Origin of the sequence: Streptomyces ferrugineus (assembly GCF_015160855.1) — a bacterium.
Classification (GTDB): Bacteria; Actinomycetota; Actinomycetes; order Streptomycetales; family Streptomycetaceae; genus Streptomyces; species Streptomyces ferrugineus.
The window spans coordinates 1,912,116-1,937,459 of sequence record NZ_CP063373.1 but is presented as its reverse complement, the minus strand read 5'-3'; the positions used below and the strand labels follow the sequence as shown (position 1 = coordinate 1,937,459).

The window sequence follows — 25,344 nt, the reverse complement described above, 5'->3', positions numbered from 1 at the left end:
GTCAGCAGCCGATCAGACGCCCGGCCAGGTACCCCTCGATCTGGTCGAGAGACACCCGCTCCTGCTTCATGGTGTCCCGCTCCCGAACCGTCACCGCGTTGTCGTCCAGCGTGTCGAAGTCGACCGTCACGCAGTACGGCGTACCGATCTCGTCCTGGCGGCGGTAGCGGCGGCCGATGGCGCCGGCGTCGTCGAACTCGATGTTCCAGTTCTGGCGCAGCGCCTGGGCGAGGCCCTTGGCCTTCGGGGACAGCTCGGGGTTGCGGGAGAGCGGGAGCACCGCGACCTTCACCGGGGCCAGGCGGTGGTCGAGGCGCAGCACCGTGCGCTTCTCCATCTTGCCCTTGGCGTTGGGCGCCTCGTCCTCGACGTAGGCGTCGAGCAGGAACGCCAGCATCGCGCGGCCGACACCGGCCGCCGGCTCGATGACGAACGGCGTCCAGCGCTCGCCGGCCTCCTGGTCGAAGTAGGAGAGGTCCTGGCCGGAGGCCTTGGAGTGCGCGCCGAGGTCGTAGTCCGTGCGGTTGGCGACACCCTCCAGCTCGCCCCACTCGTTGCCGCCGAACTGGAAGCGGTACTCGATGTCGGCGGTGCGCTTGGAGTAGTGGGAGAGCTTCTCCTTGGGGTGCTCGTACCAGCGCATGTTCTCCTCACGGAGACCCAGGCCCGTGTACCAGTTCCAGCGCTGCTCCATCCAGTACTCGTGCCACTTCTCGTCCTCGCCCGGCTTGACGAAGAACTCCATCTCCATCTGCTCGAACTCACGGGTGCGGAAGATGAAGTTGCCCGGCGTGATCTCGTTGCGGAACGACTTGCCCATCTGGGCGATGCCGAACGGCGGCTTGCGGCGCGAGGTGGTCTGCACCTGACCGAAGTTGGTGAAGATGCCCTGGGCGGTCTCGGGGCGGAGATACGCGATGGAGCCGCTGTCCTGGGTCGGGCCGAGGTGGGTGGACAGCAGGCCCGAGAACTGCTTGGGCTCGGTGAACTGGCCCTTGTTGCCGCAGTTCGGGCAGTTGACGTCCGCGAGACCGTTCTCCGGGAGGTGGCCCTTCTTGGCCTCGTAGGCCTCCTCGAGGTGGTCCGCGCGGAACCGCTTGTGGCAGGAGGTGCACTCGGTCAGCGGGTCGGTGAAGGTGGCGACATGGCCGGAGGCGACCCACACCTCGGGCGCCAGGATCACGGACGAGTCGATACCGACCACGTCCTCGCGCGACGTCACCATGTAGCGCCACCACTGGCGCTTCAGATTCTCCTTGAGTTCGACACCCAGCGGCCCGTAGTCCCAGGCGGCGCGCTGGCCGCCGTAGATCTCACTGCAGGGGAATACGAAGCCACGGCGCTTGCTCAGGCTGACGATGGTGTCGATCTTGTCGGCGGCCACGGTGCTCTCTTCATTACGACGACGGGCGACGAAGCGAGGCGCTTCACAGCGGAATGCTTCAGGGTACCGGCGGGGGCTCCCCCTCAACCAAATCGGTAGCGCTCTGTGGACGGCCGCTCACGCTTGTTGACAATGGTTTCCACTACGGCTGAAAATGACTGTCATGAACGTACGACGACAGCACATATCCGGGATCGCCCTCGCGGCCGCCGCCGCCCTCGGCGTCGGCACCCTCTCCGCCTGCTCCTCCGACAGCGCCGCCGCGGGCAACACGGACAAGTTCGACGTCGTCGCGTCGTTCTACCCCATGGCCTTCCTCGCCGAGCAGATCGGCGGCGGCCATGTGAAGGTCACCAGCCTCACCCAGCCCGGCCAGGAGCCGCACGACCTGGAGATCAGCGCTCAGCAGCGGGCCCAGCTCGAGGACTCCGACGCCGCGCTCTACCTCAAGGGTCTCCAGCCCTCCGTCGACGAGGCGATCGGCCAGGCCGGCCTCAAGACGAAGATCGACGCCGCCACGCTGACCGAGCTGGAGGACCACGGCGCCGTCGAGGACGGCCACGGGCACGAGGGCGAGGAGGCGCACTCCGAGGGCTCCGAGGGCTCCGAAGGCTCCGAGGAGGAGCACGCCCGCGATCCCCACATCTGGCTGGACCCGGTGAAGTACGCCGAGGTCGCCAAGGGTGTCGGCGCGGCCTTCGAGAAGGCGGACCCCGACCACGCGGCCGACTACAAGAAGAACACCGACGCGCTGGTCGAGAAGCTCGGCGACCTCGACACCGAGTTCGCGGACGGGCTCAAGAACACCAAGAGCAAGGTCTTCTTCACCAACCACGCCGCCTTCACCTACCTCGCCGAGCGCTACGGCCTGACCCAGGAGGCCATCTCCGGCCTCGACCCGGAGAGCGAGCCCAGCCCCGCCCGGATCAAGGAACTCCAGGAGGAGGCCAAGGCCGACGGCGTCACCACGGTCTTCTACGAGACACTGGTGTCCGACAAGACCGCGAAGACCCTCGCCGACGACGCGGGCCTGAAGACGGACGTCCTCGACCCGCTCGAGGGCATCACCGACAAGTCCAAGGGCGACGACTACTTCGCGGTCATGCGGGCCAACCTCGCGTCCCTGAAGACGGCCCTGGGAGCCAAGTGATCGACTCTGTGGAGGACGGCATGACCGAGCCCGTCATATCGCTGCGCGGCGTCCGCGCCGAGCTGGGCTCGCGCCCCGTCCTGCGCGGCATCGACCTCACCGTGCGCCGCGGTGAGGTCGTCGCGCTGCTCGGCGCCAACGGCTCGGGCAAGTCGACGGCCGTGCGCAGCGTCATCGGCCAAGTGCCCCTCAGCGCCGGTGAGATCGAGCTGTTCGGCACCCCGCGGGCCCGGTTCCGCGACTGGGCGCGGGTGGGTTACGTCCCGCAGCGCACGACGGCCGCCGGCGGCGTTCCCGCCACGGTCGGCGAGGTCGTCTCCTCGGGCCGACTGTCCCGCACCCGCTTCGGCGTCTTCCGCAAGGCCGACCACGCGGCCGTACAGCACGCCCTGGAGCTGGTCGGCATGGCGGCCCGGGTGAAGGACTCGGTCAACGCCCTGTCCGGCGGCCAGCACCAGCGCGTGCTGATCGCCCGCGCGCTGGCCCCCGAGCCCGAGCTGCTGATCATGGACGAGCCGATGGCGGGCGTCGACCTGGCCAGCCAGGAGGTGCTCGCGCACACGCTCAGGGAGCAGGTCGCAGGCGGTGCGACGGTCCTGCTGGTGCTGCATGAACTCGGGCCGCTGGAGCCCTTGATCGACCGGGCGGTCGTCCTGCGCGACGGCTGCGTCCTGCACGACGGCCCGCCCCCGAAGGCGGTCGGCCAGCACGCGCTGCCCGGCCACGACCACGTACACCCGCACGCGGCTCACGACGCCGAACCGATCCGGACGGGGCTGCTGAGCTGATGGACATCCTGAACTACGACTTCATGCAGCGGGCGCTGCTCGCCGCCGTCCTGGTCGGCATCACCGCCCCCGCCGTCGGCATCTACCTCGTCCAGCGCCGCCAGGCCCTGATGGGCGACGGAATCGGCCATGTCGCGATGACCGGCGTCGGCCTGGGCTTCCTGCTGTCCTGGTCCCCGGTGTGGATGGCGACGCTGGTCTCCGTCCTCGGCGCGGTCGCCATGGAGCTGATCCGCTGGTACGGCAGGATGCGCGGCGACCTCGCCCTCGCGATGCTCTTCTACGGCGGTATGGCGGGCGGCGTGATGCTGATCAACCTCGCGCCGGGCGGCTCCAACGCGAACCTGACGTCGTACCTGTTCGGGTCGCTGTCGACGGTGTCGCCCGAGGACGTGACGGCGATCTGTCTGCTCGCCGCCTTCGTGATGCTGGTCACTCTTAGCCTGCGCCGCCAGATGTTCGCGGTGAGCCAGGACGAGGAGTTCGCGCGGGTCACGGGCCTGCCGGTGCGCGCCCTGAACCTGCTGACGGCGATCACGGCCGCGGTCACGGTGACGGTCGCGATGCGCGTGGTCGGGCTGTTGCTGGTGAGCGCGCTGATGGTGGTGCCGGTGGCGGCGGCCCAGCAGCTGACCCGCAGCTTCGCCGCGACGTTCGCGGTCGCCGTCGCGATCGGTGTGACGGTGACCATCGGCGGCACCGTGACCTCGTACTACCAGGACGTGCCGCCCGGCGCGACGATCGTGCTGCTGACCATCGGCGCGTTCATCGCGCTGACCGCGCTGGCCACCCCGCTGGCCCGGCGCCGGGCCGCCGCCCTGGCGGCGGCGCAGCCCTCCGGCGACCCGGCGGAGTGCGCGATTCCGGCCGGACGGGAGCCGGACGGGAAGGTGAGCGTCTGACCGCTCTCAGCACGGGCTGGCACAATGGCCCGGCAAGGCGCAGACGTGAGGAGGCAAACCGGTGACGACCGCTGGACCGCCCGTGAAGGGCCGCGCGACGCGGCAGCGGGCCGCTGTGGCGGCGGCCCTGGACGAGGTCGACGAGTTCCGCAGCGCGCAGGAGCTCCACGACATGCTCAAGCACAAGGGCGATTCGGTCGGCCTCACCACGGTCTATCGCACCCTGCAGTCCCTCGCCGACGCCGGCGAGGTCGACGTCCTGCGCACCTCCGACGGCGAGTCGGTCTACCGCCGCTGCTCGACCGGCGAGCACCACCACCACCTCGTGTGCCGTGTCTGCGGCAAGGCGGTCGAGGTCGAGGGCCCGGCCGTGGAGAAGTGGGCGGACGCCATCGCCTCCGAGCACGGCTATGTGAACGTGGCGCACACGGTGGAGATCTTCGGCACCTGCGCGGAGTGCGCGGCCGCCAACGACTAGCGGCATCTGGCCAGTTGGCGAGATTTGAGCTCCCATTTACTCAATCAGGATCATGTTTTTCCTATAATCACTGTGTCTCCTGCGACCACAGGGGACACAGTGAACAACAGGGGAGACAACTTGAGACTGGGACGCATAGCCGGCGTGACCGCCGCAAGCGCCGCACTCGTGCTGACCGTCGCCAACTCGGCGGTGGCCGCCGACCACACCATGCACACGGGGGACGCCTGGGGGAACGTGCCTGGCGTCGACTGGAGCGGCGTCGGCTGGTTCAACGAGTACGGTGACGTCGTCACGATCAAGGACAATGACGCCGACGGCCGCGGTGTCACGATGAACGTGTACATCGGCAGCCCGAGCGGCAATCCGCGCTACTCGTTCACCGTCGGCGGCGAGGGCAACAAGAAGACCCGCAGGGCGAGCATGGGCGGCGTCTACAACCTGCCGGAGAACACGAAGATCGGCTTCAAGTTCTGCCGTGCTCCTGACGGCGAGTGCAAGGACTACACGTTCCTCAACGACCACTAGGTCGCCCGGAACCGCGGACGGCCCCGCTCCACTTCGGTGGGCGGGGCCGTTCCCGTGTGTCCGGTCGGCAGCTCTGCTCCGCTCAGCTCTCCTCGGAGCGGCCCTCCATGGCGAGCAGCTCCTCGTTCGGGATCGCGCCCCCGAACCGCCGGTCGCGGGAGGCGAACTCCATGCACGCCCGCCACAGGTCACGCCGGTCGAAGTCCGGCCACAGCACGTCCTGGAAGACCATCTCGGCGTAAGCGCTCTGCCAGAGAAGGTAGTTGGACGTCCGCTGTTCCCCACTGGGCCGCAGGAACAGGTCCACGTCCGGCATGTCCGGGTAGTACAGGTACTTCGCGAAGGTCTTCTCGGTCACCTTGGACGGGTCGAGCCGCCCGGCCTTCACATCCTCGGCGAGGGCCTGCGCGGCATCCGCGATCTCGGCACGCCCGCCGTAGTTCATGCAGAAATACAGCGTCAGCCGGTCATTCCCCTTGGTCTGCTCCTGAGCGACCTGCAGCTCCTTGGCGACCGACTTCCACAGCTTGGGCATCCGCCCGACCCACCGCACCCGGACCCCCAGCTCGTCGAGCTGGTCGCGGGTCTTGCGGATGAAGTCGCGGTTGAAGTTCATCAGGAAGCGCACCTCGTCGGGCGAGCGCTTCCAGTTCTCGGTGGAGAAGGCGTACAGCGAGATCGCGCCCACGCCCATCTCGATCGCGCCCTGGAGGACGTCCAGCACCCGCTCGGCGCCCACCTTGTGCCCCTCGGTGCGCGGCAGCCCGCGCTCCTTCGCCCAGCGGCCGTTCCCGTCCATGACGATCGCCACATGGTTGGGGACCAGCTCGCCGGGGAGTTTCGGCGCGCGGGCACCGGACGGGTGTGGCTCCGGCGCCCTGTACTCGCGGCGCCGACGCCCCAGGAACCCACTCACGGCCATGTGCTTCTCGTCTCCCTTACTTTTCCACGTACCGAAGCGAGCGCAGCCCGCGCTCCAGATGCCAGTGCAGATAGGCCGACACCAGCCCGTTGCCCTCGCGGACGTACCGCGACTCGCAGGCGTCCGCCGTCTCCCAGTCTCCCGTCAGCAGCGCACCGAGCAGTTCCAGGGCCTGCGGCGACGGTACGACGCTACCGGGCACCCTGCAGTCGGCACAGACCGAGCCCCCGGAGGCGACCGAGAAGAAGCGGTTCGGTCCTGGCATGCCGCACTTCGCACAGTCGCTGAAGGTCGGGGCGTAGCCGTTGACGGCGAGCGAGCGCAGCAGAAACGCGTCGAGAACGAGGTGGGGCGCATGCTCGCCACGCGAAAGCGTGCGCAGGGCCCCGACCAGCAGCAGATACTGCTGGACGGCCGGCTCGCCCTCGTGGTCCGTGAACCGTTCCGCCGTCTCCAGCATGGCCGTCCCGGCGGTGTAGCGGGCGTAGTCGCTGACGATCCCGCCGCCGTACGGAGCGATGGTCTCGCTCTGCGTGCACAGCGGCAGCCCACGCCCCACCAGCTCACTGCCCCGCGCGAAGAACTGCACGTCGACATGCGAGAACGGCTCGAGCCGAGCACCGAACTTGGACTTGGTACGCCGCACACCCCGAGCCACGGCCCGGACCCTGCCGTGCCCCCGGGTGAGCAGCGTGATGATCCGGTCCGCTTCCCCGAGCTTCTGGGTGCGCAGCACGATGCCGTCGTCGCGGAACAGACTCATGGCTTCATTGTCGCGTACGGCGGGAGTCAGCGGGTGCGGTCGGGGTGGCTGATGGTGTCCCAGGGGGCCTGGTTCCACGGGCTGGAACGATTCTCCGTGTCCAGCAGCGCGCGCAGATGCGCGTCGGCGACCGCCTGCGAGGCCGGGAGCTCGGAGTCCTCCGACCCCCGCAGCCCCTCCCGCCACACCTGCCGCCCGAGCAGATAGTGGTCGGCGTACTCCTGCCACGAGCTGTACGTCCGCGCCACCGCCGGCACGATGTTCTTCAGCGCGGTCCAGGCGTCGCCCTCGCCGATCAGCCCGCAGCCGAAGCCCCGGCGGGCGATGTCGACGTACAGCGCGGCGTCCCAGGCGAGCGGCGCGACGCCCGTGAGCCGGTACGCCCGCGCCCGGTAGCCACTGCGGGACAGCTCGTCGAGCCGGTCGACGAGCTGCTCACGCGAGGTGATCTCCCACTGGTCGGCCAACCAGCGCCGGGCGCTGTCGTCGTCGATCCGTGCGTACGGGTACAGCGTCGTCCGCGAGGCGCCCTTGTCCCGGCTCACCGGCGCGCTCAGCGACACCATCCACAGCTGGTGCGTGGTGAGCGGCACGGGGTAGCGACGGGCCGCCTTCGGGCCGCGCCTCTTCCATCTGAACAAAGCCATGCCGCCGCACCCTATGCGCCCGCCCTCACCTCAAGGAACCTCACCCCGGCTCCGTGCGTTCGCGTACGCCGTCGCCGCGCGCAGCCGCTCGGCGGGCGTGGCCGTGCGTACGGTCGCCGGCTCGGCGTCCCACTCCTTGCCGCCGCCGTACGGCCTCAGCTGCACATACGGCCCCTCATGCCCCATCACGACACCGATCCGACCCGAACGAGTGTCGACCACATAGGCGCCGATCGGTGGCTTCATCGCAACACCGCCGCGAGGCGCTGCGCGGCCTCGACGGAGCAACGACCCAATTCGACGAGCGGGCAAGGAGCCTCACGCGCAAGACTCGCCGGATCGATCCGGAGTGTCGGAAGCGTAATTCCTGCCTTCTCCAGTGCCGCCCGCAATTCCTTCACTGCTTCCTCCGCTTCTTCGACGCAGCGCGCCGAGTGTCGTGCCGTCACCTGACTCCCCTCCATTTTGGGTTTTACGCTTTCCATCTCCATGGTGACCTGCGATGTCTACACTCGGCAGGAGTCTGTGCTCTACAAGTGCGGGGCAGGGTAAGGGGGTTGGTTATGGCCAACGGTTCACGGATGGCGGCCTGGGAGTTCTTCGGAAGTGAGCTGAAGCGGCGCCGGGAGAACGCGGGGCTCACACAAGTGGAACTGGGGGCGCGGGTCTTCGTGTCCGGGGGCTATATCGGCCAGTTCGAACAGGCAATTCGAAAGCCGCAATTGGATGTCGCCCAGCGGATTGACGAGGTGCTACAAACCGACGGTTTTTTCGAGCGGCTCTGGAAGCGGCTCATCAGCGACAAGCGGTACGCGGACTACTTCGCCAAGGCGGCGGAGCTGGAGCGGCTGGCGACGAAGATCTGCGAGTTCGCGCCCGCGCTGGTGCCGGGCTTGTTGCAGACGGCGGGGTACGCGCGTGCGGTAACGCTGGCGATGAACGCGTTCGCGACGGACGAGTACATCAACGACAAGGTATCCGGCCGACTGGAGCGGCAGCACATCCTCAAGGACGCTACACGGCCCGTGTACTGGGTCGTGCTGCACGAGAACGTGCTCCGCATCCCGGTGGGCGGCCCGGCGGTGATGGCGGAGCAACTGGAGCGCGTGGCGGCGATGGCACGGGAGCGAACGGTGCTGGTCCAGGTGTTGCCGTACGCGGCTGGGGCGTACGCCCTCATGACCGGGGACCTGCGACTCATGGAGTTCGATGACGCTCCGCCAACGGCCTATACAGAAGCCGTGTATTCGGGGAATCTGCTGGACGATCCGGCTGTGGTGAAGCGCGCGTACGCGGCATACGATCTGCTCAGGGCCGCCGCGCTGTCGCCGGAGGCGTCCCTGGCCCTGATCGAGTCGGCGGCGGAGGACTTCAGACGATGCGCGAGTACGACCTGAACAACGCGAGCTGGCGCAAGAGCACGTACAGCGACGGCAACGGAGGCAACTGCGTCGAGGTAGCCGACGAAGTCCCCGGCATCATCCCCGTCCGAGACTCCAAACTCGCCTCGGACAGCCCCGTACTCCTCATCCCCGCCCCCGCCTGGACGGAGTTCATTGGCACCCTCATCGACCGCTAGCGCGGGACTGGAGTACCGGTTACTGGGGCCCGCCGACGCCCTCGTGGACGGCGCGGGCGCCTGGTGGCGCAGCCACGACGCGGCCCTCGCCGCCGCCCGCCGCGCCGAGGACCGCTCCGGCGAGACACTGTTGCTCATCGGACTGGGGCAGTTGCGCTTCGAACAGGACCGGTACGCCGAGGCCCAGGACTACTTCCGGCAGGCCGAGCGGCTGTGCGCGGACATCGGCGACCGGCACGGCCACGCCGCCGCCCTCGCCGGACTCGGCACCAACCTGCGCGAACTGGGCCGGCCGGCCGCCGCCGGTGAGGCGCCCCGGCCGCCCGCTACGGCCCGGCGTCGATACCCCCCTCACGCCGTCTCTGAAGTCTCCGCCCACAGTTCCGTGAACTGGGTGACGCGGTCCTCGACATGCTCCGGCTCGGCCCTCAGCAGGGTCCCGTCGGGGTTGGACTCGAGGTCCGGCTGGGTCTCGTAGCACAGCTCGCCGTCGAAGATGATGAAGTCGTTCACCTTGGGGTTGGACTCGGGTGACCGCACCGCGATCCGCGCCTCGATGCCCCGCCGGCGATGGCTCTCGCACAGTGCTTCCAGTTCCGGCGTGACCTCGTTCGCGTCCCGTACGACGAACAGCCGCCGGATCTCCACGCCCCGCCGCTTGATCGCCTTCTCCTGCGCGGCGAGGTACCGCTCGGCGGGCCCGCTGGTCCAGAACTCCCGGTCCACCGAGGTGCTGGTGGCGTCGAGGGTCATCTTGACGCAGTCGGTGATGTCGATCAGCCACTCGTGGTTCTCGCCGGGGCAGTCCGCGCTGCCGCTGCCGAGCCCTTCCATCATCTTGGCGAGGCGGCCCAGTTCCTTCTCGGCGAAGGCCTGTGCGATGTCGCCGCCCGACTCACGGACCTTGGTGTAGCCGAGGACCAGCCGGGTCACCTCGTCGGAGCGCAGCACGGAGCCGTCGACCTGGCTGAACAGCGTGGTCGCGGCGAGGATCTCGTTGAAGCGCCGGTCGACCTTCTCGAACCGTTCCCCGAAGGCCACGAGGTACTGCACGATCAGCACCGCACAGCCGAGGACGATGGACATCGTCCACTCCCACAGGTTGTCGTCCTCCTGGTTCAGCAGACCGCTGAGGACGAAGGTCGCCGCGCCGGCCAGGCCCGCCACCAGCACTCTGAGGAAGACCTTCGCACTGCGCGAGTTCTGAACCTGCGGTACGGCCGCCCCGTGGTTCCCCGCTCCTAATGACGCTCCGCTCATGTCGTGTCCCCCGTCGGGTATGGAATTCGGTTGCCGCCCCTCAACGCGCGTCGCTGAGCGCCTGGTGCGGCGTCGCCACGGCCTGGAGGGCGAGTCGGTCTCTGATGCGCCGGCTCAGGTTCTCCCACTGGCGGGAGAAGCCGGGTTTGTCTTCCAGCACGTCCCACAGGTGCCCCAGCGCGGGGTCCACGTGCGCGCGTGGCATCCACAGATGCAGCAGATGTACGACGACCGGATGCAGCGCCTCGACCACGGAAGGCCCGTCCGCCGCACCGAGCCTGCTGTTGTCAAGCATGTGCTGAACGGTCGTCAAAAGCCAGTCGTGCAGGGCGAGATCCTCGCACAGGCCCGCCGCCGCGGCGGCCGGGATGTGCTCGGGCAGCCGTAGCTCCATGGTGCGCAGGCCGCCCTCGGCCAGCGTGAAGTTCACCAGCGCCGCCCGCTCGCCGTCAAAGGTGCGCCGAGCCACCCAGCGCAGCCTGGTGGGGCTGGACTTGAAGGGCACCCGGCGATCCAGCAGCGCATGGCGCCGGAGCCCGGCCAGCAGGCCCTCGGCGATCATCCCGAGGTCGAGCTCACCGCGCCGCGCCCCGCGCAGCACGCCCTCCGCCGTGGCCTGTTGGGGCAGCTTGCCGAAGGGCTCCACCAGGCCGGGGCGCACGAGGTACTGGCCCCAGGGGCGGCGCGTGTCGGGGCCGGCTGCGGGGAGGCTGAAGTACGCCGTCGACTGCAGCAGCCGGCCCTCGGTCAGCGCCGCGCGCGCCACCACCGTACCGACGGCCCTGACCCTGGAGCCGTTGGCGGCGGGCAGCCGGCAGTCCACTCCGGTCAGGATCTCGGGGGACAGGGCGTGCAGGGAGGGCCGTTCGGAGACCCGGACGGGTTCGTCGGCCCGCAGCCTGAGCACCTGGGCGGCGGCCCGGGCGTCCAGCGCCTGGAAGGACGGCAGCAGACAGGTGCGCACCTCGCCGCAGGCGAGGACCGAACGCGCCGGTTGTCCGTGGGCCGCCGTCATCTCAGGTCCCCTCGGCCTCGGAGGAGTCCGCGGGCTCCTCGTAGAAGACGTAGGTGGCGCGCTGTGCGACGGCCGCCGGCACCGGCATCCCCTCGCCCGCGGACCGCTCGGCGACCTGCTTCAGGGCTCCGGCGTCGACGTCTATCTGGTCGAGGATGAGCCGTACGGCGTCCTCGACGGCGATGAAGCGGTTCGGCACCAGGCTGCACGTGCGGTAGGCGCTGAAGGCGGCCTTGGTGTCGGTGAGCTTGATCAGCGGTGGCAGCCGGTCCCACTCGTGCGGGAAGTCCTCGCCGTCCCACTGCTTCGGCACCAGCACGGGCTCGCCGAGGTGCCGTAACAGGCCGAGCCTGGCCAGTTGCCATACGGCGGCCAGGAACGGGCAGGACCACAGGCGCCGTCCGTCCTTCTCGGACCACAGCTCCACGTCCATGAAGATGGAGTGGTTGCGGGCTGCGGTCTCCTGGGGCGACTCCCAGCCCTTGACCTCGCCGAGGGCGCTGCGGGACGTCGAGGGCGTGCGCTGGCCGTTGGCGAGCCAGCCGGTCTGGCTGACGGGCGGGCGGGAGCCGTAGCTGCCCGGTGGCGGTGACTCGACCAGGCGGTGCATGACGGATTCCGCGAGTTCGATGCGGTCCGCGACCGCGCAGCCCGACTCGCGGGCCAGGTAGTCGATGACCAGTCCGGCCTTCTCCGCCTCCTTGAGCACCATCGGGATCAGCTCGGCCGGGGTGGAGAAGCGGGTGAAGTAGTCGTCGATGAGGAAGCAGGTGCTGACGCGGGGGCGCCCGCTGCGGCGGGCCGCGGAGGCGTTCACGGCGTCCACCCAGGCCCGTACCTCCGCGAAGTGCTCGCCCAGCCGCTTGGGGCCCGCCTCGAAGTCCTCCATGTAGAGGTGGCCGAGCTCCAGCGAGAGATGGGCCAGCGGCACGGACTGGGTACGCGGCTGAGCGGTGGTCTCCTGGAACACGGCTTCGCTCACGCCTGCTCCCAGTACTTGTCGTCGGTGAGCCGTCCGGCGAGCTGGCTCAGCGCCTGCCAGGTCTCCTGGTTGGCGATCTGGCTGTCCAGCACGTCCTCGTCGGTGATGAGCTGCTCACGCCACTGCAGGACCGGTTCGAGCGGTACGGAGCCGAGGACCTGGCTGTAGCCGATGCCGTGCGTGGAGGCGAGCTGCTTGAGGTCGCCGTCGGTCTTGCGCATCCACGCCGACTGGGTGGGCGAGACCTGGGACCACAGCGGTGACTCCGGGTCGGGTACGGCGGCCCGTACGAAGCGGATCGCGTTCCGCAGCTCCTCCGCGTCATGGCCGCGCTCGGCCCCGCCGGCGACGATGCCGCGCTTGCCGAAGACCAGGCTCGCGGCGGCGGCGACATGCTGGCGGGTCCAGCGGTGGAAGACCAGCCAGCGGGCCGTGACCTCGCGCATCTCGGGCCGTGCGGTGGCCTCCAGGACCATGTCGACGGCGTAGGAGCGGCCGGCGCTGAGGTCGACGACGACCAGGTCGAACTCGTAGTAGAGCGTCATCAGCAGATCGACGCAGCGGCGCAGGTTGTCGCCGCTGATGGCGAACTCGCCGCCGCTGACGTCGCCGGGCATCAGCACCAGCCGGCCGCTGCCGGGCGGCGGGAAGCGCAGCACCTGGTGCTCGGTCTCGGACCAGACGTCGATCCGCGCCGGTTCGCTGACCTCGCCTATGAGGTAGGCGTGCAGTCCGCGGTCCTCGGTCTCCTGGCGGGCGTCGGCGACGTCGAAGACGGCCGCCGCGGTGGGTGAGCCGAAGTCGAAGTCCAGGTAGCAGACGTCGTCCCCGGCCATCGCCCGGTGGTAGGCGAGGTTGGCGCTCGTGACGGAGCGGCCCGTGCCCCCTTTGTCGGAGGCGGCGAAGATCAGCACGGCTCACACTCCCCGGTCCGCGGCTTCGCGGGCGCGGGCGAGCGAGTCGAGCTGTCCCAGCACGTCGAGCGTCAACGCGTAGGCCGTACCCGGCTGTTCGTCCACGAGGCTGCGGGCGCGGCGCAACTTGACCTCGATGTTTCTGAGCTGCATCCCGTGCCGGCCGTCGCCGGAGGGCGCGGGTTCCATCTGTTCGTTGCCCAGGAGGTGGGCGGACTCGCTGAGCAACGCCCTTGCCAGTTCGGTCAGTTCGAGGCTGCGGATCGGTGGCTGGCGGTACATGTCGTGGGCCTGGACCATCACCTCGGTGACCCGCTCGGTGATGCTCCACGACACCGGGACGCGCCGCTTGTGGATCTCCGCCTCGGGGTAGGCGGCGTGGACGTTGTCCCACAGTCCGACGCCCTCGCCGTCGCGGATGCGCCGGCGCCACATGTGGTCGAAGATGTCCTCGGCCAGTCTGAGCAGCCGGTCGTGCGAGGCGAGGTTGCGCGAGAGGGTGCACAGCTGGACGGTGCGCTTCAGCAGCTGGGCGGAGAAGTCGGTCATGGACCAGGTCATGGGCGGGCCGAGCCGCTCGCTGCCCTGCAACGGCAGGGCGACGCCGACGTTGTGCAGCTGGTGCACCATCGGGTCGTCCTGGGTCATGCGGCTGGTGATGCGGCCGCGCTCGGCGAGGCGCTCCATGATGCCGACGGTGCGGGTCAGGTCGTCGTCGGTGGCCCGGCGGCGCATCAGGTCGTGCACGAGGATGGCGGCGACGGAGAGGGAGAAGTACTCGGACTCCAGCCGCTGTCCCGTCGTACGCCAGGGAATGTCCTCCAGGGGCCAGCGCTCGTCGTCGAAGCGGGCGATGCGGGACCAGTACTGCTGGGTCAGCTCCCACCGCAGTCGCAGCGCCTCGGCGAGCCTTTGCTGTTCGGTGTTGAGCAGGCCGAGGGTGAGGGTGCGGTCGGAGAACAGGTCCTGGATACCGTCGAGGGCGACCACCGTGAAGTACAGGTACGGCACGTCCTTGGCGATGCCGTCGGGCTGCGGCCCGATGGGTTCGCTGGTCTCGACCTCGGGGGAGCCCTGCACCGCGCTCCATGCCCAGCCGCACTCGAAGAGCTGGCTCTCGTCCTTGAGGCCTTCCTGGACGTCGATGCCGAGGAAGACGCTCTCGACCAGCGCCGCGCGCAGCGCGCGGAAGCGGTTCTGGAACTTGTTCAGCACCTGCCGCTGCGACATCCGCCCCTGGCCGAGGAGTTCGGTGAGGGTACGGCCCTGGGGGGCGTCGGTGTCGAAGACGTTGACGACGAAGGAGCGCAGCAGGCTCACCATGGCGGCGGTGAGCCGGTTGCTGGTGGCCTGGCGCAGTTCGGCGATGGTCTCCTGGACGTCGGTGCGCCGGGTCCGGGTCTCGTAGACCTTGAGGAAGCCGAGGATGGCCAGGCACAGGGTGATCGACATGGAGAAGGAGTCGACCACGCCGACCTGGCGCTGTTCCTCGGTGAGCTCCCTGGTCGGGTCGGCCGAGCCGAAGTAGGAACCCCCGTAGAAGGTGGGCCTCTTGTCGTCGGTGTGCCGGCGCATGAACTCGCTCGCGGCCGTGACGATGTTGACCGGGAGGTCCAGCCGACCGCCCGCCTTCTTCAGGGCCTGTTGGACGTCCTCCTGGGTGGTGTCGGGATCGTCGAGCCGGAACGCGGGGATCTCGGTCGCCGGGTACAGCAGGCAGAGCAGCCGCTCGGCGTCGGCCACACTGCTCTCTCCGCCCCATTCGCCCCACTCCCACTCTCCCCCGTCGAAAGAGTGGCGGGCGATTCCCTGCCAGATGTCCAGCAGATGCTGGCGTGGCTTGATCTGCATCCCATGCCCCTCACACAGGCCGCACTGCCATCGGTCGAGGAATATCCCTCTTCAGTTGTGAAGATTCACCGTGAATCGCTGTGAAAATTCACTGATCAGTCGATCGGAACGATCGAGTCCGAATTACTGCGCCAGCCGTAGGCGACGATCATTCCGGAATATCCGTCGCGTACTTCGGCCTCGGATTCGAGCCGCTGCACCTTGACGTCACCCACGAACGTCTCGAGACTCGCACGGACCTCGGATTCTCCCACGTCACATGCCGGGAAGAAATGCTCACCCGCGTGATAGCCCTTCGAATGTTCCATGAAGGCCGCCGCAAAGGGAGCTCCGGGGGCCAGAGCGCGCATGAAGCGCTCGACGCCGAGCCGGAACTCCTGATGGGACGTGGTCATCGACTCGGCGACGAAGAACATGGTCCCCATGGACCACCGCCGCTCGTACCGCGCGAGGTCGAAGAGGTCGCCCTGCTCGACGGAGACGACCTTGCCGAACCTCTCCCGCGGGTCCACACCAAGGGAGTTGTAGGCGTCGTGCTCGCACAGGGCGTGCCAGAACTGGTCCCAGTTGCGGTCGTAGGAGTCGACCTGACTTCTGAGGTAGTCGACGTTCGAGGGCGAGCGCTCGAAGAGGGTGATCTCCTCGCACCACGGCAGCATGGCGAGTGCGGGATAGAGATTGGCACCGGCGCCGACGTCGATACCGGAAACGGGGCCACCGCCCTGCTTCTGGAAATGATCGCCGAAATGATCCCGCACCATGTGCAGGATCTCCGCGTCCTCCGCCTGTAAGTCGCGGTAGTTGTGCTCGACGTAGGCGATCGGGTCGAACGCCGCCCAGCTTACCTCTGCGTTCTTCAACTGGACGCCCCCCGACGATCTCTGGGTCATCCTGTCACGGTACCAAAGAAGGAAGGCGCACTGGGAGCGCGTCGAGGCATAAGCGCCTCGCACTCTTGAACCACCGGATTGCCCTGCTCAAGATGGGCGTCCATTCCATCACATGGGGGGCAGTTGATGGCTGTGCCGGAGGAACGTTTCCCTGTTCTGGGTGGCCGCTCCGACCAGGCGTTCTTCGCCGACAGCGACGATCGCCCACTGACCATGAGGGGCGTCACGGACACGGACCTGCCCGAGCTGCTCCGCGTGGACAGGGAGGTCTTCCCGGACGATCCGTACCCGTACTTCGTGCTGCGCCAGCACCTCGACGTGCACGGCGACCGGATCCTCGTCCTCGACGACGGCGAGTGCCTGCACGGCTATGTCCTGTTCGTGACCACCTCGGACGGCTATGTGTGCTGGGTGCTGAGCCTGGCCGTCAGCGCCGACCGGCGAGGGCGGGGGCTGGGCAAGCGGCTGATGCTGGAGGTGCTGCGGGAACTGCGCCGGAAGCGGGTGCATGAGGTGCGGCTGACCGTCGAGCCGGAGAACGCCGCGGCGATCATGCTGTACCGGTCCCTGGGGTTCGCCGCCGAGGGAGGCGTGCGCCGGAACTATCTCGGCCCCGGGGAGGACCGGCTCATCATGGTGCTGGGGCTGGCCTAGGGCGGGTGTCACCCTAGGGTCGCCTGGGGGGTAAACCCCAGGAAAGATAAGGGAGTTGTCTGGATGTGGCGCTGCGTCACGGTCCGTCAGGCTGCTGTGCATGCATCAGATCACGAAGAGTGCCGCCCTGATCGCCGCCGCCTCCGGAGTCGTCTTCGGACTCGTCACCCCGCTCACCGCGTCCGCCTCCGGCGCGCCCGCCCCGCTGAAGTGGGCCGAGTGCGAGGGCGACGGGCTCGATCCGCGCCAGCGGTGCACGACCGTGTCCGTGCCGATGGACTACGCCGACCCCGGCGGCCCGAGGATCGACCTCGCCGTCTCCCGTATCCCCAGCGAGAAGCCGTCCGCCCGGCGGGGCGCGCTGCTGCTGATCGCCGGCGGGCCCGGCGGGTCGAGCCTCGACGACCCCTCGGGCAAGGGGCAGAAGCTGCCTCAGGAGGTGCGGGACGCCTATGACCTGATCGGGGTCGCCCCACGGGGCAACGCCCCCTCGGCTCCGGTGAGTTGCGAGGTCGACCGCAGTGAACTCGGCGTCACGACACAGCGCCCCTGGCCCGCCCCGGACGGATCCGTCGCCGGGACCATGGCCGCCAACCGGCGCATCGCGGAAGCCTGCGCGCGCAACGGCGGTGAGCTGATGAAGCACATCAGCACCAAGAACAACGCCCGCGACATCGACAGCGTCCGAGCCGCCCTCGGAGAGCGCAGGCTGTCCGCCTGGGCCGTCTCCTACGGCACCTATGTCGGCGCCGCCTACAGCGAGCTGTTCCCGCACCGCACCGACCGCATCGTGCTGGACAGCAACCAGAACCCCGACCCCGTGCGGGCCCAGCGCGCCTGGCTCCAGGCGTTCGAGGAGAGCGTCGAGGACAACTTCCCCGAGTTCGCCAAGTGGGCGTCGGCGCCCGGCAATCCGGACCGGGTGGCCGGCACCGCCGCCGAGGTGCGCCGCCTGTTCCTGCGCCTCGCCGCCCGACTGGACCGCGAGCCGATCCCCTGGCCCGGCGCCAACCCGGCGGAGCTGAACGGCAACGTGCTGCGCCACACCATGCTGAACAGCCTCTACGACCCCGACGACTACCCGGCCCTGGCCGAGCTGATGCTGGCCGCTCAGCGGGGCACGGTGCCGCCCGTGCCGCAGAGCCCGCCGGAGGCCGCGCTGCAGGGCTACCTCGCGGTCGGTTCCGCCACCGTCTGCAACGACGCCGCCTGGCCCGGGTCGGCCGCCGTGTACCAGAAGGAGGTCGCCGAGAGCCGGGCGAAGTACCCGCTCACCGCGGGCATGCCGAGGAACGCGCTGCCGTGCGCCGTCTGGCCGTGGCAGCCGAAGGAGGCGCCGCTGCGGGTCACCGACCGCGGCCCGTCCAACATCCTGCTCGTCCAGAACGAACGGGACGTGGCCACCCCGCCGAGTAGCGCCCGCAAGCTGCGCGACGCCCTCGGCAGGCGGGCGGTCATGGTCACCGTGAACTCCACGGGGCACGACTCCTATCTGGCCAACGGCAACGCCTGCGGGGACGCGACCGTCTCCCGGTTCCTGGCGACCGGGCAGCGGCCGGCCCGGGACCTCTACTGCGACTGAGCGCACCTGCGGTACCGCCGGGCCAGCGCGTGGAACGCCTCCTTCGGCTCCCAGTGCCAGTCCGACGCCGGGTCGTCCGGCCGGTCCTTGATCGGCTTGGTGATGGCGTAGCTCGCCAGGTCCAGGTCGTAGCGGGGGTTGTCGGGGCGGTGCGGGGCGTCCGGGGTGACGAACTCGAAGGCCATCGCCGCGTAGAGGCCCATCGACTCGAACACCTCCACGAGATCGATCAGGTAGGCGGCCTGGGTGCGCTCGCTGCGCACCGGGTCGCCCTTGATCTCGTTGGGCTCCTTCGTGTAGTCGACGATGTTCCAGCCCATGCCGGCCGTCTCGGGGGCGCCGACGTAGGCGCAGGTGCCGAACTCGGTGATGGCCAGAGGCTTGCCCCAACGCTGATAGCGGCGCAACTCACGGATGTAGTCGGCCTGTTGACGATGGTACGAGTAGTAGTCGATGCCCACGACGTCGAAGAGGTTCCAGTCGACCGGCTCGAACTCCTCGTCCTGGGCGGCGGCGTAGCTGAGGCGGCCGTGGAAGACGTCGCGGCCGACCGCCGCCGCCTTCGCGGTGAAGCGAGCCAGGCGGCGCTGCATCCTCGCCTCGTCGACGGTGCCCTTCTGGAGGTTCTCGACGCGGTCCAGGACCGTCTCGCCCGGGACGATCCCCGGCACGAACAGCCAGAACTCGCAGCCCACGCTGAAGTCGACACTCGCGCCCTGCCGGCGCAGCCGCTCCGCGAACCGGCCGCACTCGGCGATCGAGTCCAGGATCTCCCGCTCCGGCACGTCCCCGAGGGTCGGCTGGAGCCAGACGTGCAGCCCGCGTTCGGCGGCCTCGGCGGCGGTGGCGGTGAGGCGGTCGACGCCGTCGCCGGTGACGTCGACCGTGTCGGCGTGCAGCTCGTCGCGGATGACGCGGATGTCCCGGCGCATCCGGGCCGCGCTCCACGCGGTGCCGGGCGTCTCCCCCGCGCCGACGGTGTAGACGACGCCCCGGTGCCGCAGCCCTCGCCCTCCCCCGGTCGCCCCCGCCTGCCCCGCGGGCAGCACCGCCCCCGCCAGTCCGACGGCCGCCGCCCCCGCGAGAAAACGTGCCCGGCTGATCCCCTTGGTGTTCTCCATACGGCCACTGTGGCGAGCATCCGCGCGCCGCGCCGTCGGCCGATGGTCTACGGCACTGCAACCAAGGAATGCCGTACGGCGTCGATCACTGCAGAGATCGTCATCACCCGTCAGACGAAATCCACCAGTCGAAATCCGAGCGAAGGAGACCGAGATCTTAGGCCGACGCACCCTGCTCACCGCAGGTACCGCCACCGCCGCAGCGCTCCTCACCGGCGCCCCCGCCCACGCCACCACCGACCGCCTCCGTGAACTGGAGCGGCAGCACGGCGCCCGTCTGGGCGTGTTCGCGTACAACGTCCGTACGAAGCAGACCGTCGCCCATCGCGCCGACGAGCGCTTCCCGATCTGCTCGCTGTTCAAGCCGCTGGCCGCCGCGGCGGTGCTGCGCGACCTGGACCGGGACGGCGAGGTGCTCGCCAAGCGGATCCACTACACGGCGGCCGACCTGGTGGCCAACTCCGACAAGACCGAGCAGAATCTGGCGACCGGCATGACCGTCGGCGAACTCGCCGACGTGGCTATCCGGTTCAGCGACAACACGGCGGGCAACCTCCTGCTGCGCGAGCTCGGCGGCCCCACCGCCATCACCCGCTTCGCCCGCTCGCTCGGCGACCCGGTGACCCGCCTCGACCGCTGGGAGACCGAGCTCAACTCGGCGGAGCCGTGGCGCGTCACGGACACCACGAGCCCGCGCGCGATCGGCCGCACCTACGCCCGTCTGGTCCTCGGCAACACCCTGAACCGACCCGACCGGGACCTCCTCACCCACTGGCTGCTGAACAACACCACCAGCGTCAACCGCTTCCGCGCGGCCCTGCCCCCGACCTGGGCGATCGCCGACAAGACCGGCGGCGGCTCCTACGGCGCCAACAACGACGTGGGCATCGCCTGGACCGAGGACGGCACGCCGCTCGTCCTGGCGGTCCAGACGACACGGCCCGAGCAGGACGCCGACTACGACCACGCCCTGATCGTGAAGGCCACCGAGTTCCTGGCGGAAACGCTCACCTGAACCGCCGCACATACCCGCGCTGCCACGGCGTCTCCACGGCGTGCCGGTCGTAGTTCCGCCGTACGAAGTCCACGGCGTCCTCGGCCGGCACGCCGTCCAGCACCGCCAGACACGCCAGCGCCGTCCCCGTACGCCCCCGACCGCCGCCGCACGCGATCTCCACACTCCCCCAAGCTCTCGGCTTCGCTCGAGCCCGGGGGGACCCCCATGGCGGTGGCCCGCTTCCACGCCTCGGCAAGAGCGGCGCGGGCGGCCTCGCGGTCGGCCGGGAGACGGAAGTCGGGCCAGCGGATCCAGTGCGAGGCCGAGGGGCCTCCGGGGGCGGTGCGGGCCGCGCGCTCCCGCCTCGCTCTCGTTCCACCGCTCGTCGCCGTCCACGCACCCATTCGAAACGAGTCGCGTGGGCCGGGCAACCGATTCGCCCGCATCGGCGGTCTGGAGGGCGAGGGAGGGTGCTTGATGCAGGCCGAACAAGAGGCCCAGTTCCAGGAGTTCGTCAGGGCGCGATGGTCCCATCTGGTGCGGACCGCGTATCTCCTCACCGGCGACGCGCACCACGCCGAGGACCTGACGCAGACGGCGCTGGCGAAGGCGTACCGCTCATGGCGGCGGGTGGCGCGTGCCGACAACCCGGAGGCGTACGTCCGGCGGATGCTGGTGAGCTGCAACAGCGACCGGTTCCGCAAGCGGCGGGTCCCCGAAGCGCTGACGGCCGCACCGCCCGAGCAGGCGGGGCGCGACGCGGGCTACGCGGGCGTGGACGAGCGCGGTGCGCTGCTCCGGGCGCTGGCCCGACTGCCGCCCAAGCAGCGGGCGGTGGTCGTCATGCGCTACTGGGAGGACCTGTCGGAGGCGGAGGTCGCCGATGTGCTCGGCTGCTCCGTCGGCACGGTCAAGAGCCAGGCGTCGAAGGGGCTGGCGAAGTTGCGTGCGTTTCCGGGGCTGTCCCGGATGACGTCGTCCGGGCAGGGAGGCAGCAGGTGAACGACGACGAGCGGCGGCGGGAAGCCGACGGCGAGCGGGACTTCGAGGAGCGGCTGCGCGAGCTGCTCGCCGAGGACGCGTACACGATCCGGCCGTCTCCGGCGCCGTATCCGGCGATCCGGCGGCGGGGCGTGGTCGAGCGGCGGCGCCGGGTGGCCGCGGCGGGGGCGGCGCTGGTGACGCTGGCGGCGATGCCGGTCGGGGCGTACGCGCTGAGCGGCGGGGGTCCGGGGGCCGGCCCGGCGACGTCCCCGAAGCCCACGGCGGGCGCCTCGCGGAGCGCCTCGCCGACGCCGACCCCGACGCCGTCCCCGACCCCGAGCGGGCCCGGGCGGCCGGCCACGGCGGGGCAGTTGCTGGACGGGATCACCTTCGAGCAGGCGGCGGAGGGCCTGGAGAGCTGTCTGGCCTTCCAACGGTCGGGGCTCACCCGGGGCGAGACGGACCCGGGCGCACCGGGCGACTACCGGATCCTGCTGGCGATGCGCAGCACCGGCGACTCCAACACGCCCGGCGACGGCATGTACGTCGTCGCGACGCGGGAGCAGCCGCAGCGGATCCATCTGCTGTGCAACATCAAGGACGGCGAGACCCAGGGCGTCACCGGCTTCGGCGACGACACCGACGCCATCCCGGACGAGGGGCCGGTGTTCGTCGACCCCAACAGCGGCAAGCTCTACCAGCAGTCGTTCCTGGACCGAGGCAACTGGAAGCTGCCGTTCCGCTGGGGCGTGATCGGCATCGTCAGGGAGTCGGTGGCCAAGGTGACGGTCTCCTACGGCGACTCCAGCGCCGAGGCGGTCCTCGACCGAGGCCGGTTCGTGGCGTCCGGCGTGCTCAACGAGCAGGTCACCCTGGCGCCCCACGTCAAGGGCTACGACGCCGGCGGCAAGCTGGTGTACGACTCCGACGAGGACAAGTACTACCAGCGAACCCTGCCGTAGCCCGCTACCGCCGGGGCTCGGTGACCGGCACCGCTCCGTTGACCGCGGCCGCCAGGCTGAACGGCGCCGGGCGGTTCCTGAGCGGTCTGGTCACCTGCTTCGCCACACACGACGGCATCCCTTCCGTCGCGTCCGCCTCCTGGCGCCGGTAGGCACTCGGCGACATGCCGACCAGCTCCGTGAACCGGGTGCTGAAGGTGCCCAGTGAGGAACAGCCCACCGTGAAGCACACCTCGGTGACGCTGAGGTCGCCCCGGCGCAGCAGCGCCATCGCGCGCTCGATGCGCCGTGTCATCAGGTAGCCGTAGGGCGACTCGCCGTAGGCGGCCCGGAACTCGCGGCTGAGGTGCCCGGCCGACATGTGCACGCCCCGGGCGAGCGCCTCGACGTCCAGCGGCTGCGCGTACTCCCGGTCCATCCGGTCACGGACGCGACGCAGCGCGACGAGCGTGCGCAGGCGCTGTTCCTCGGGCGTGGAGTGGCTGGATCGCACACCCGCATCTTCCCCAAGCCCCTCCCACCTCGTCCACTCCCGCGTCTGACGGGAGCGGGACGAGAGGAGGGCCATCACCGGTGCGGAGGCGAGGCACATCGCCGTCAGCCGCCGACGTAGGCCGCGAGGTGCTCACCGGTGAGGGTGGAGCGCTCGGCGACGAGGTCGGCGGGGGTGCCCTCGAACACGATCCGGCCGCCGTCGTGACCGGCGCCGGGCCCGAGGTCGATGATCCAGTCGGCGTGCGCCATGACGGCCTGGTGGTGCTCGATGACGATGACCGACTTGCCGGAGTCGACCAGCCGGTCCAGCAGGCCGAGCAGCTGCTCGACGTCGGCGAGGTGCAGACCCGTCGTCGGCTCGTCGAGGACGTAGACACCGCCCTTGTCGGCCATGTGCACGGCCAGCTTCAGCCGCTGGCGCTCACCGCCGGACAGCGTGGTCAGCGGCTGGCCCAGGGTGAGGTAGCCGAGTCCGACGTCCGCCATCCGCTCGACGATCTTGTGCGCGGCCGGGATGCGCGCCTCGCCCGCGCGGAAGAACTCCTCCGCCTCGGCCACCGACATCGCGAGCACCTCGCTGATGTCCCGCCCGCCGAGGTGGTACTCCAGCACCGACGCGTCGAACCGCTTGCCCTCGCAGTCCTCGCAGGTGGTGGCGACGCTCTGCATGATCGCCAGATCGGTGTAGACGACCCCGGCGCCGTTGCAGGTGGGGCAGGCGCCCGCGGAGTTGGGGCTGAACAGGGCCGGCTTGACGCCGTTGGCCTTGGCGAACGCCTTGCGGATCGGCTCGAGCAGTCCGGTGTACGTCGCCGGGTTGCTGCGCCGCGAGCCGCGGATCGGGGTCTGGTCGACCGAGACGACACCCTCCGGCGCCGGGATCGAGCCGTGGACGAGCGAGCTCTTGCCGGAGCCGGCGACGCCGGTGACGACGCACAGCACACCGAGCGGGATGTCGACGTCGACGCCCTGGAGGTTGTTGGCGGTGGCGCCGCGGATCTCCAGCTGCCCGGTCGCCTTGCGGACGGTGTCCTTGAGCGTGGCCCGGTCGTCGAGGTGGCGTCCGGTGACGGTGTCGCTCGCCCGCAGCCCGTCGAGGGTGCCCTCGAAGCAGACGGTGCCGCCCGCCGTGCCCGCGCCCGGGCCGAGGTCCACCACATGGTCGGCGATGGCGATCGTCTCCGGCTTGTGCTCCACCACCAGCACGGTGTTGCCCTTGTCGCGCAGCCGCAGCAGCAGGTTGTTCATGCGCTGGATGTCGTGCGGGTGCAGACCGATGGTGGGCTCGTCGAAGACGTACGTCACGTCCGTGAGCGAGGAGCCGAGGTGGCGGATCATCTTGGTGCGCTGCGCCTCACCGCCGGAGAGCGTGCCGGAGGCCCGGTCGAGGGAGAGATAGCCGAGCCCGATCTCCACGAACGAGTCGAGGGAGTGCTGAAGCTTGGCGAGCAGCGGCGCGACCGACGGCTCGTCGAGCGCGCGGACCCATTCGGCCAGGTCGCGGATCTCCATCTTGCAGGCGTCCGCGATGTTGATCTTGCCGATCTTCGAGGAGCGGGCCAGCTCGCTGAGCCGGGTGCCGTCGCACTCGGGACACTCGGCGAAGGTGACCGCGCGGTCCACGAAGGCCCGTATGTGCGGCTGCATCGACTCGCGGTCCTTGGACAGGAAGGTCTTCTGGAGCTTGGGGATCAGTCCCTCATAGGTGAGGTTGACCCCGTTGATCTTCACCTTGGTGGGCTCGCGGTAGAGGAAGTCGTGCCGCTCCTTCTTGCTGTAGTCCCGGATCGGCTTGTCCTTGTCGAAGAACCCGGACTCGGCGATGACCCGCACGACCCACCCGTCCCCCGTGTAGGTGGGGATGGTGAACGGATCCTCGGACAGCGACTTCGAGTCGTCGAAGAGCTGGGCGAGGTCGATGTCGGAGACCCGCCCCCGCCCCTCGCAGTGCGTGCACATGCCACCGGTGCGGCTGAAGGTGACCTTCTCGGTCTTGGTCTTGTCGGCACCACGGTCCACGGTGAGGCCGCCGCTCGCGGAGACCGAGGCGACGTTGAAGGAGTACGCGGCGGGCGGTCCGATGTGCGGCTCGCCGAGCCGGCTGAAGAGGATGCGCAGCATCGCGTTGGCGTCGGTGGCGGTGCCGACGGTGGAGCGGGGGTCGGAGCCCATGCGCTGCTGGTCGACGGTGATCGCGGTGGTCAGGCCGTCCAGTACGTCCACCTCGGGCCGCGCGAGATTCGGCATGAAGCCCTGGAGGAACGCGCTGTAGGTCTCGTTGATCAGCCGCTGCGACTCGGCGGCGATGGTGTCGAAGACGAGCGAGCTCTTGCCCGATCCGGACACACCGGTGAACACCGTCAGCCGGCGTTTCGGGATCTCGATGCTGACGTCCTTGAGGTTGTTCTCGCGGGCGCCGTGCACGCGGATCAGGTCGTGGCTGTCGGCAACGTGCGGCTCGGTCATCGTGTGGTCTCCATTGCGGATCGGTCGGGA

At 69.7% G+C, this 25,344-nt stretch carries 27 protein-coding genes and 2 pseudogenes; 13 read left to right on the top strand and 16 right to left on the bottom strand.

Annotated features, from left to right (window positions below; genetic code table 11):
• Window position 1: 1 nt before the first annotated feature.
• The gene (locus IM697_RS08840; RefSeq protein ID WP_194046294.1) at window positions 2-1,384 is read right to left on the bottom strand and encodes a glycine--tRNA ligase; all 1,383 of its coding nucleotides are present in this window, start codon (window positions 1,382-1,384) and stop codon (window positions 2-4) included.
• 163 nt (window positions 1,385-1,547) lie between these two features.
• Here IM697_RS08840 and IM697_RS08835 point away from each other — a divergent pair, with 163 nt between their 5' ends.
• The 5 genes from IM697_RS08835 to IM697_RS08815 all read left to right on the top strand — a co-directional run bounded on the left by IM697_RS08835 (window position 1,548) and on the right by IM697_RS08815 (window position 5,230).
• Complete coding sequence (locus IM697_RS08835) at window positions 1,548-2,534, top strand: metal ABC transporter solute-binding protein, Zn/Mn family (RefSeq protein ID WP_194046292.1); 987 nt, start codon at window positions 1,548-1,550, stop codon at window positions 2,532-2,534.
• A 20-nt stretch (window positions 2,535-2,554) separates the two neighbouring features.
• Window positions 2,555-3,322 carry a metal ABC transporter ATP-binding protein gene (locus IM697_RS08830; protein WP_194046290.1) on the top strand — a complete coding sequence of 256 codons (768 nt, stop codon included), beginning with the start codon at window positions 2,555-2,557 and terminating at the stop codon, window positions 3,320-3,322.
• On the top strand, window positions 3,322-4,224 hold the full coding sequence (locus IM697_RS08825) for a metal ABC transporter permease (RefSeq protein ID WP_194046288.1): 903 nt from the start codon (window positions 3,322-3,324) through the stop codon (window positions 4,222-4,224). The genes IM697_RS08830 and IM697_RS08825 overlap by 1 nt, the downstream gene beginning before the upstream one ends.
• Window positions 4,225-4,285: 61 nt before the next feature.
• A complete protein-coding gene (locus IM697_RS08820; RefSeq protein WP_194046286.1) occupies window positions 4,286-4,702 on the top strand; it encodes a Fur family transcriptional regulator in 417 nt (138 codons plus the stop codon).
• A gap of 144 nt (window positions 4,703-4,846) precedes the next feature.
• Window positions 4,847-5,230 carry a hypothetical protein gene (locus IM697_RS08815; RefSeq protein ID WP_194046284.1) on the top strand — a complete coding sequence of 128 codons (384 nt, stop codon included), beginning with the start codon at window positions 4,847-4,849 and terminating at the stop codon, window positions 5,228-5,230.
• Window positions 5,231-5,312: 82 nt separating this feature from the next.
• Here the strand turns inward: IM697_RS08815 and IM697_RS08810 are convergent, their stop codons facing one another.
• From IM697_RS08810 to IM697_RS08790, 5 genes are read right to left on the bottom strand one after another with little or no spacing between them, the layout of a single operon-like run.
• A complete protein-coding gene (locus IM697_RS08810) occupies window positions 5,313-6,152 on the bottom strand; it encodes an isoprenyl transferase (RefSeq protein WP_194046282.1) in 840 nt (279 codons plus the stop codon).
• 16 nt (window positions 6,153-6,168) lie between these two features.
• Entirely contained in the window at window positions 6,169-6,915 is a 747-nt protein-coding gene (gene recO / locus IM697_RS08805) for a DNA repair protein RecO (RefSeq protein WP_194046280.1), read from the bottom strand.
• A gap of 26 nt (window positions 6,916-6,941) precedes the next feature.
• Window positions 6,942-7,562, bottom strand: coding sequence for a DUF1266 domain-containing protein (locus IM697_RS08800; protein ID WP_194046278.1), 621 nt, complete (start codon window positions 7,560-7,562; stop codon window positions 6,942-6,944).
• A gap of 30 nt (window positions 7,563-7,592) precedes the next feature.
• Entirely contained in the window at window positions 7,593-7,808 is a 216-nt protein-coding gene (locus IM697_RS08795; protein WP_194046276.1) for a hypothetical protein, read from the bottom strand.
• Window positions 7,805-8,053 (bottom strand): hypothetical protein, encoded by a 249-nt coding sequence (locus IM697_RS08790; RefSeq protein ID WP_407699615.1) that lies wholly within the window; start codon window positions 8,051-8,053, stop codon window positions 7,805-7,807. Before IM697_RS08790 ends, IM697_RS08795 begins: the two co-directional genes overlap by 4 nt.
• A gap of 72 nt (window positions 8,054-8,125) precedes the next feature.
• On the opposite strand from IM697_RS08790, the gene IM697_RS08785 reads away from it, so the two are divergent.
• The 3 genes and pseudogenes from IM697_RS08785 to IM697_RS45825 form a co-directional block, all read left to right on the top strand.
• The gene (locus IM697_RS08785; RefSeq protein ID WP_194046274.1) at window positions 8,126-8,959 is read left to right on the top strand and encodes a helix-turn-helix domain-containing protein; all 834 of its coding nucleotides are present in this window, start codon (window positions 8,126-8,128) and stop codon (window positions 8,957-8,959) included.
• Window positions 8,941-9,141, top strand: a complete 201-nt coding sequence (locus tag IM697_RS08780) for a DUF397 domain-containing protein (protein ID WP_194046272.1) — start codon at window positions 8,941-8,943, stop codon at window positions 9,139-9,141. The genes IM697_RS08785 and IM697_RS08780 overlap by 19 nt, the downstream gene beginning before the upstream one ends.
• A 43-nt stretch (window positions 9,142-9,184) precedes the next feature.
• Window positions 9,185-9,385, top strand: a pseudogene (locus IM697_RS45825) (hypothetical protein); the annotation flags it as partial.
• A gap of 107 nt (window positions 9,386-9,492) precedes the next feature.
• Here the strand turns inward: IM697_RS45825 and IM697_RS08770 are convergent.
• The 6 genes from IM697_RS08770 to IM697_RS08745 all read right to left on the bottom strand — a co-directional run bounded on the left by IM697_RS08770 (window position 9,493) and on the right by IM697_RS08745 (window position 16,053).
• Complete coding sequence (locus tag IM697_RS08770) at window positions 9,493-10,401, bottom strand: DUF6879 family protein (RefSeq protein ID WP_194046270.1); 909 nt, start codon at window positions 10,399-10,401, stop codon at window positions 9,493-9,495.
• Between the two features lie 40 nt (window positions 10,402-10,441).
• Window positions 10,442-11,416: an SCO2521 family protein gene (locus IM697_RS08765; RefSeq protein ID WP_194046269.1), complete on the bottom strand. Its 975-nt coding sequence runs from the start codon at window positions 11,414-11,416 to the stop codon at window positions 10,442-10,444.
• Between the two features lies 1 nt (window position 11,417).
• On the bottom strand, window positions 11,418-12,398 hold the full coding sequence (locus IM697_RS08760) for an SCO2522 family protein (protein ID WP_194046268.1): 981 nt from the start codon (window positions 12,396-12,398) through the stop codon (window positions 11,418-11,420).
• Window positions 12,395-13,312: an SCO2523 family variant P-loop protein gene (locus IM697_RS08755; protein ID WP_194046267.1), complete on the bottom strand. Its 918-nt coding sequence runs from the start codon at window positions 13,310-13,312 to the stop codon at window positions 12,395-12,397. The genes IM697_RS08760 and IM697_RS08755 overlap by 4 nt, the downstream gene beginning before the upstream one ends.
• A 3-nt stretch (window positions 13,313-13,315) precedes the next feature.
• Window positions 13,316-15,163 carry an SCO2524 family protein gene (locus tag IM697_RS08750; protein ID WP_194046266.1) on the bottom strand — a complete coding sequence of 616 codons (1,848 nt, stop codon included), beginning with the start codon at window positions 15,161-15,163 and terminating at the stop codon, window positions 13,316-13,318.
• 95 nt (window positions 15,164-15,258) lie between these two features.
• A complete protein-coding gene (locus IM697_RS08745) occupies window positions 15,259-16,053 on the bottom strand; it encodes an SCO2525 family SAM-dependent methyltransferase (RefSeq protein WP_194046265.1) in 795 nt (264 codons plus the stop codon).
• 126 nt (window positions 16,054-16,179) lie between these two features.
• On the opposite strand from IM697_RS08745, the gene IM697_RS08740 reads away from it, so the two are divergent.
• Both IM697_RS08740 and IM697_RS08735 read left to right on the top strand, forming a co-directional pair.
• On the top strand, window positions 16,180-16,707 hold the full coding sequence (locus tag IM697_RS08740; protein WP_194046263.1) for a GNAT family N-acetyltransferase: 528 nt from the start codon (window positions 16,180-16,182) through the stop codon (window positions 16,705-16,707).
• A 100-nt stretch (window positions 16,708-16,807) separates the two neighbouring features.
• Window positions 16,808-18,289, top strand: coding sequence for an alpha/beta hydrolase (locus IM697_RS08735; protein WP_194046261.1), 1,482 nt, complete (start codon window positions 16,808-16,810; stop codon window positions 18,287-18,289).
• Here the strand turns inward: IM697_RS08735 and IM697_RS08730 are convergent.
• Window positions 18,277-19,410: an abortive phage infection protein gene (locus IM697_RS08730; protein WP_194046259.1), complete on the bottom strand. Its 1,134-nt coding sequence runs from the start codon at window positions 19,408-19,410 to the stop codon at window positions 18,277-18,279. The genes IM697_RS08735 and IM697_RS08730 overlap by 13 nt on opposite strands.
• 133 nt (window positions 19,411-19,543) lie before the next feature.
• Here IM697_RS08730 and bla point away from each other — a divergent pair, with 133 nt between their 5' ends.
• On the top strand, window positions 19,544-20,425 hold the full coding sequence (gene bla / locus IM697_RS08725; protein WP_194049643.1) for a class A beta-lactamase: 882 nt from the start codon (window positions 19,544-19,546) through the stop codon (window positions 20,423-20,425).
• On the opposite strand, the pseudogene IM697_RS08720 reads toward bla, so the two are convergent.
• Window positions 20,418-20,745, bottom strand: a pseudogene (locus IM697_RS08720) (phosphatase domain-containing protein); the annotation flags it as partial. The gene bla and the pseudogene IM697_RS08720 overlap by 8 nt on opposite strands.
• Window positions 20,746-20,884: 139 nt before the next feature.
• Here IM697_RS08720 and IM697_RS08715 point away from each other — a divergent pair.
• Window positions 20,885-21,409: a SigE family RNA polymerase sigma factor gene (locus tag IM697_RS08715; protein WP_194046256.1), complete on the top strand. Its 525-nt coding sequence runs from the start codon at window positions 20,885-20,887 to the stop codon at window positions 21,407-21,409.
• Entirely contained in the window at window positions 21,406-22,353 is a 948-nt protein-coding gene (locus IM697_RS08710; RefSeq protein WP_194046254.1) for a hypothetical protein, read from the top strand. The genes IM697_RS08715 and IM697_RS08710 overlap by 4 nt, the downstream gene beginning before the upstream one ends.
• Window positions 22,354-22,357: 4 nt before the next feature.
• Here the strand turns inward: IM697_RS08710 and IM697_RS08705 are convergent, their stop codons facing one another.
• Both IM697_RS08705 and IM697_RS08700 read right to left on the bottom strand, forming a co-directional pair.
• On the bottom strand, window positions 22,358-22,771 hold the full coding sequence (locus tag IM697_RS08705; protein ID WP_228044902.1) for a helix-turn-helix transcriptional regulator: 414 nt from the start codon (window positions 22,769-22,771) through the stop codon (window positions 22,358-22,360).
• 179 nt (window positions 22,772-22,950) lie between these two features.
• Window positions 22,951-25,314: an ATP-binding cassette domain-containing protein gene (locus IM697_RS08700; protein ID WP_194046250.1), complete on the bottom strand. Its 2,364-nt coding sequence runs from the start codon at window positions 25,312-25,314 to the stop codon at window positions 22,951-22,953.
• Between the last annotated feature and the right edge of the window lie 30 nt (window positions 25,315-25,344).

Bases quoted from the DNA above. Each gene is read 5' to 3' on its own strand.
- IM697_RS08835 (WP_194046292.1), top strand. From the start codon at position 1,548: ATGAACGTACGACGACAGCACATATCCGGGATCGCCCTCGCGGCCGCC.
- IM697_RS08830 (WP_194046290.1), top strand. From the start codon at position 2,555: ATGACCGAGCCCGTCATATCGCTGCGCGGCGTCCGCGCCGAGCTGGGC.
- IM697_RS08825 (WP_194046288.1), top strand. From the start codon at position 3,322: ATGGACATCCTGAACTACGACTTCATGCAGCGGGCGCTGCTCGCCGCC.
- IM697_RS08810 (WP_194046282.1), bottom strand. From the start codon at position 6,152: ATGGCCGTGAGTGGGTTCCTGGGGCGTCGGCGCCGCGAGTACAGGGCG.
- recO (WP_194046280.1), bottom strand. From the start codon at position 6,915: ATGAGTCTGTTCCGCGACGACGGCATCGTGCTGCGCACCCAGAAGCTC.
- IM697_RS08800 (WP_194046278.1), bottom strand. From the start codon at position 7,562: ATGGCTTTGTTCAGATGGAAGAGGCGCGGCCCGAAGGCGGCCCGTCGC.
- IM697_RS08795 (WP_194046276.1), bottom strand. From the start codon at position 7,808: ATGAAGCCACCGATCGGCGCCTATGTGGTCGACACTCGTTCGGGTCGG.
- IM697_RS08790 (WP_407699615.1), bottom strand. From the start codon at position 8,053: ATGGAGATGGAAAGCGTAAAACCCAAAATGGAGGGGAGTCAGGTGACG.
- IM697_RS08785 (WP_194046274.1), top strand. From the start codon at position 8,126: ATGGCCAACGGTTCACGGATGGCGGCCTGGGAGTTCTTCGGAAGTGAG.
- IM697_RS08780 (WP_194046272.1), top strand. From the start codon at position 8,941: ATGCGCGAGTACGACCTGAACAACGCGAGCTGGCGCAAGAGCACGTAC.
- IM697_RS08770 (WP_194046270.1), bottom strand. From the start codon at position 10,401: ATGAGCGGAGCGTCATTAGGAGCGGGGAACCACGGGGCGGCCGTACCG.
- IM697_RS08765 (WP_194046269.1), bottom strand. From the start codon at position 11,416: ATGACGGCGGCCCACGGACAACCGGCGCGTTCGGTCCTCGCCTGCGGC.
- IM697_RS08750 (WP_194046266.1), bottom strand. From the start codon at position 15,163: ATGCAGATCAAGCCACGCCAGCATCTGCTGGACATCTGGCAGGGAATC.
- IM697_RS08745 (WP_194046265.1), bottom strand. From the start codon at position 16,053: ATGACCCAGAGATCGTCGGGGGGCGTCCAGTTGAAGAACGCAGAGGTA.
- IM697_RS08740 (WP_194046263.1), top strand. From the start codon at position 16,180: ATGGCTGTGCCGGAGGAACGTTTCCCTGTTCTGGGTGGCCGCTCCGAC.
- IM697_RS08735 (WP_194046261.1), top strand. From the start codon at position 16,808: ATGCATCAGATCACGAAGAGTGCCGCCCTGATCGCCGCCGCCTCCGGA.
- IM697_RS08730 (WP_194046259.1), bottom strand. From the start codon at position 19,410: ATGGAGAACACCAAGGGGATCAGCCGGGCACGTTTTCTCGCGGGGGCG.
- IM697_RS08715 (WP_194046256.1), top strand. From the start codon at position 20,885: ATGCAGGCCGAACAAGAGGCCCAGTTCCAGGAGTTCGTCAGGGCGCGA.
- IM697_RS08705 (WP_228044902.1), bottom strand. From the start codon at position 22,771: ATGGACCGGGAGTACGCGCAGCCGCTGGACGTCGAGGCGCTCGCCCGG.
- IM697_RS08700 (WP_194046250.1), bottom strand. From the start codon at position 25,314: ATGACCGAGCCGCACGTTGCCGACAGCCACGACCTGATCCGCGTGCAC.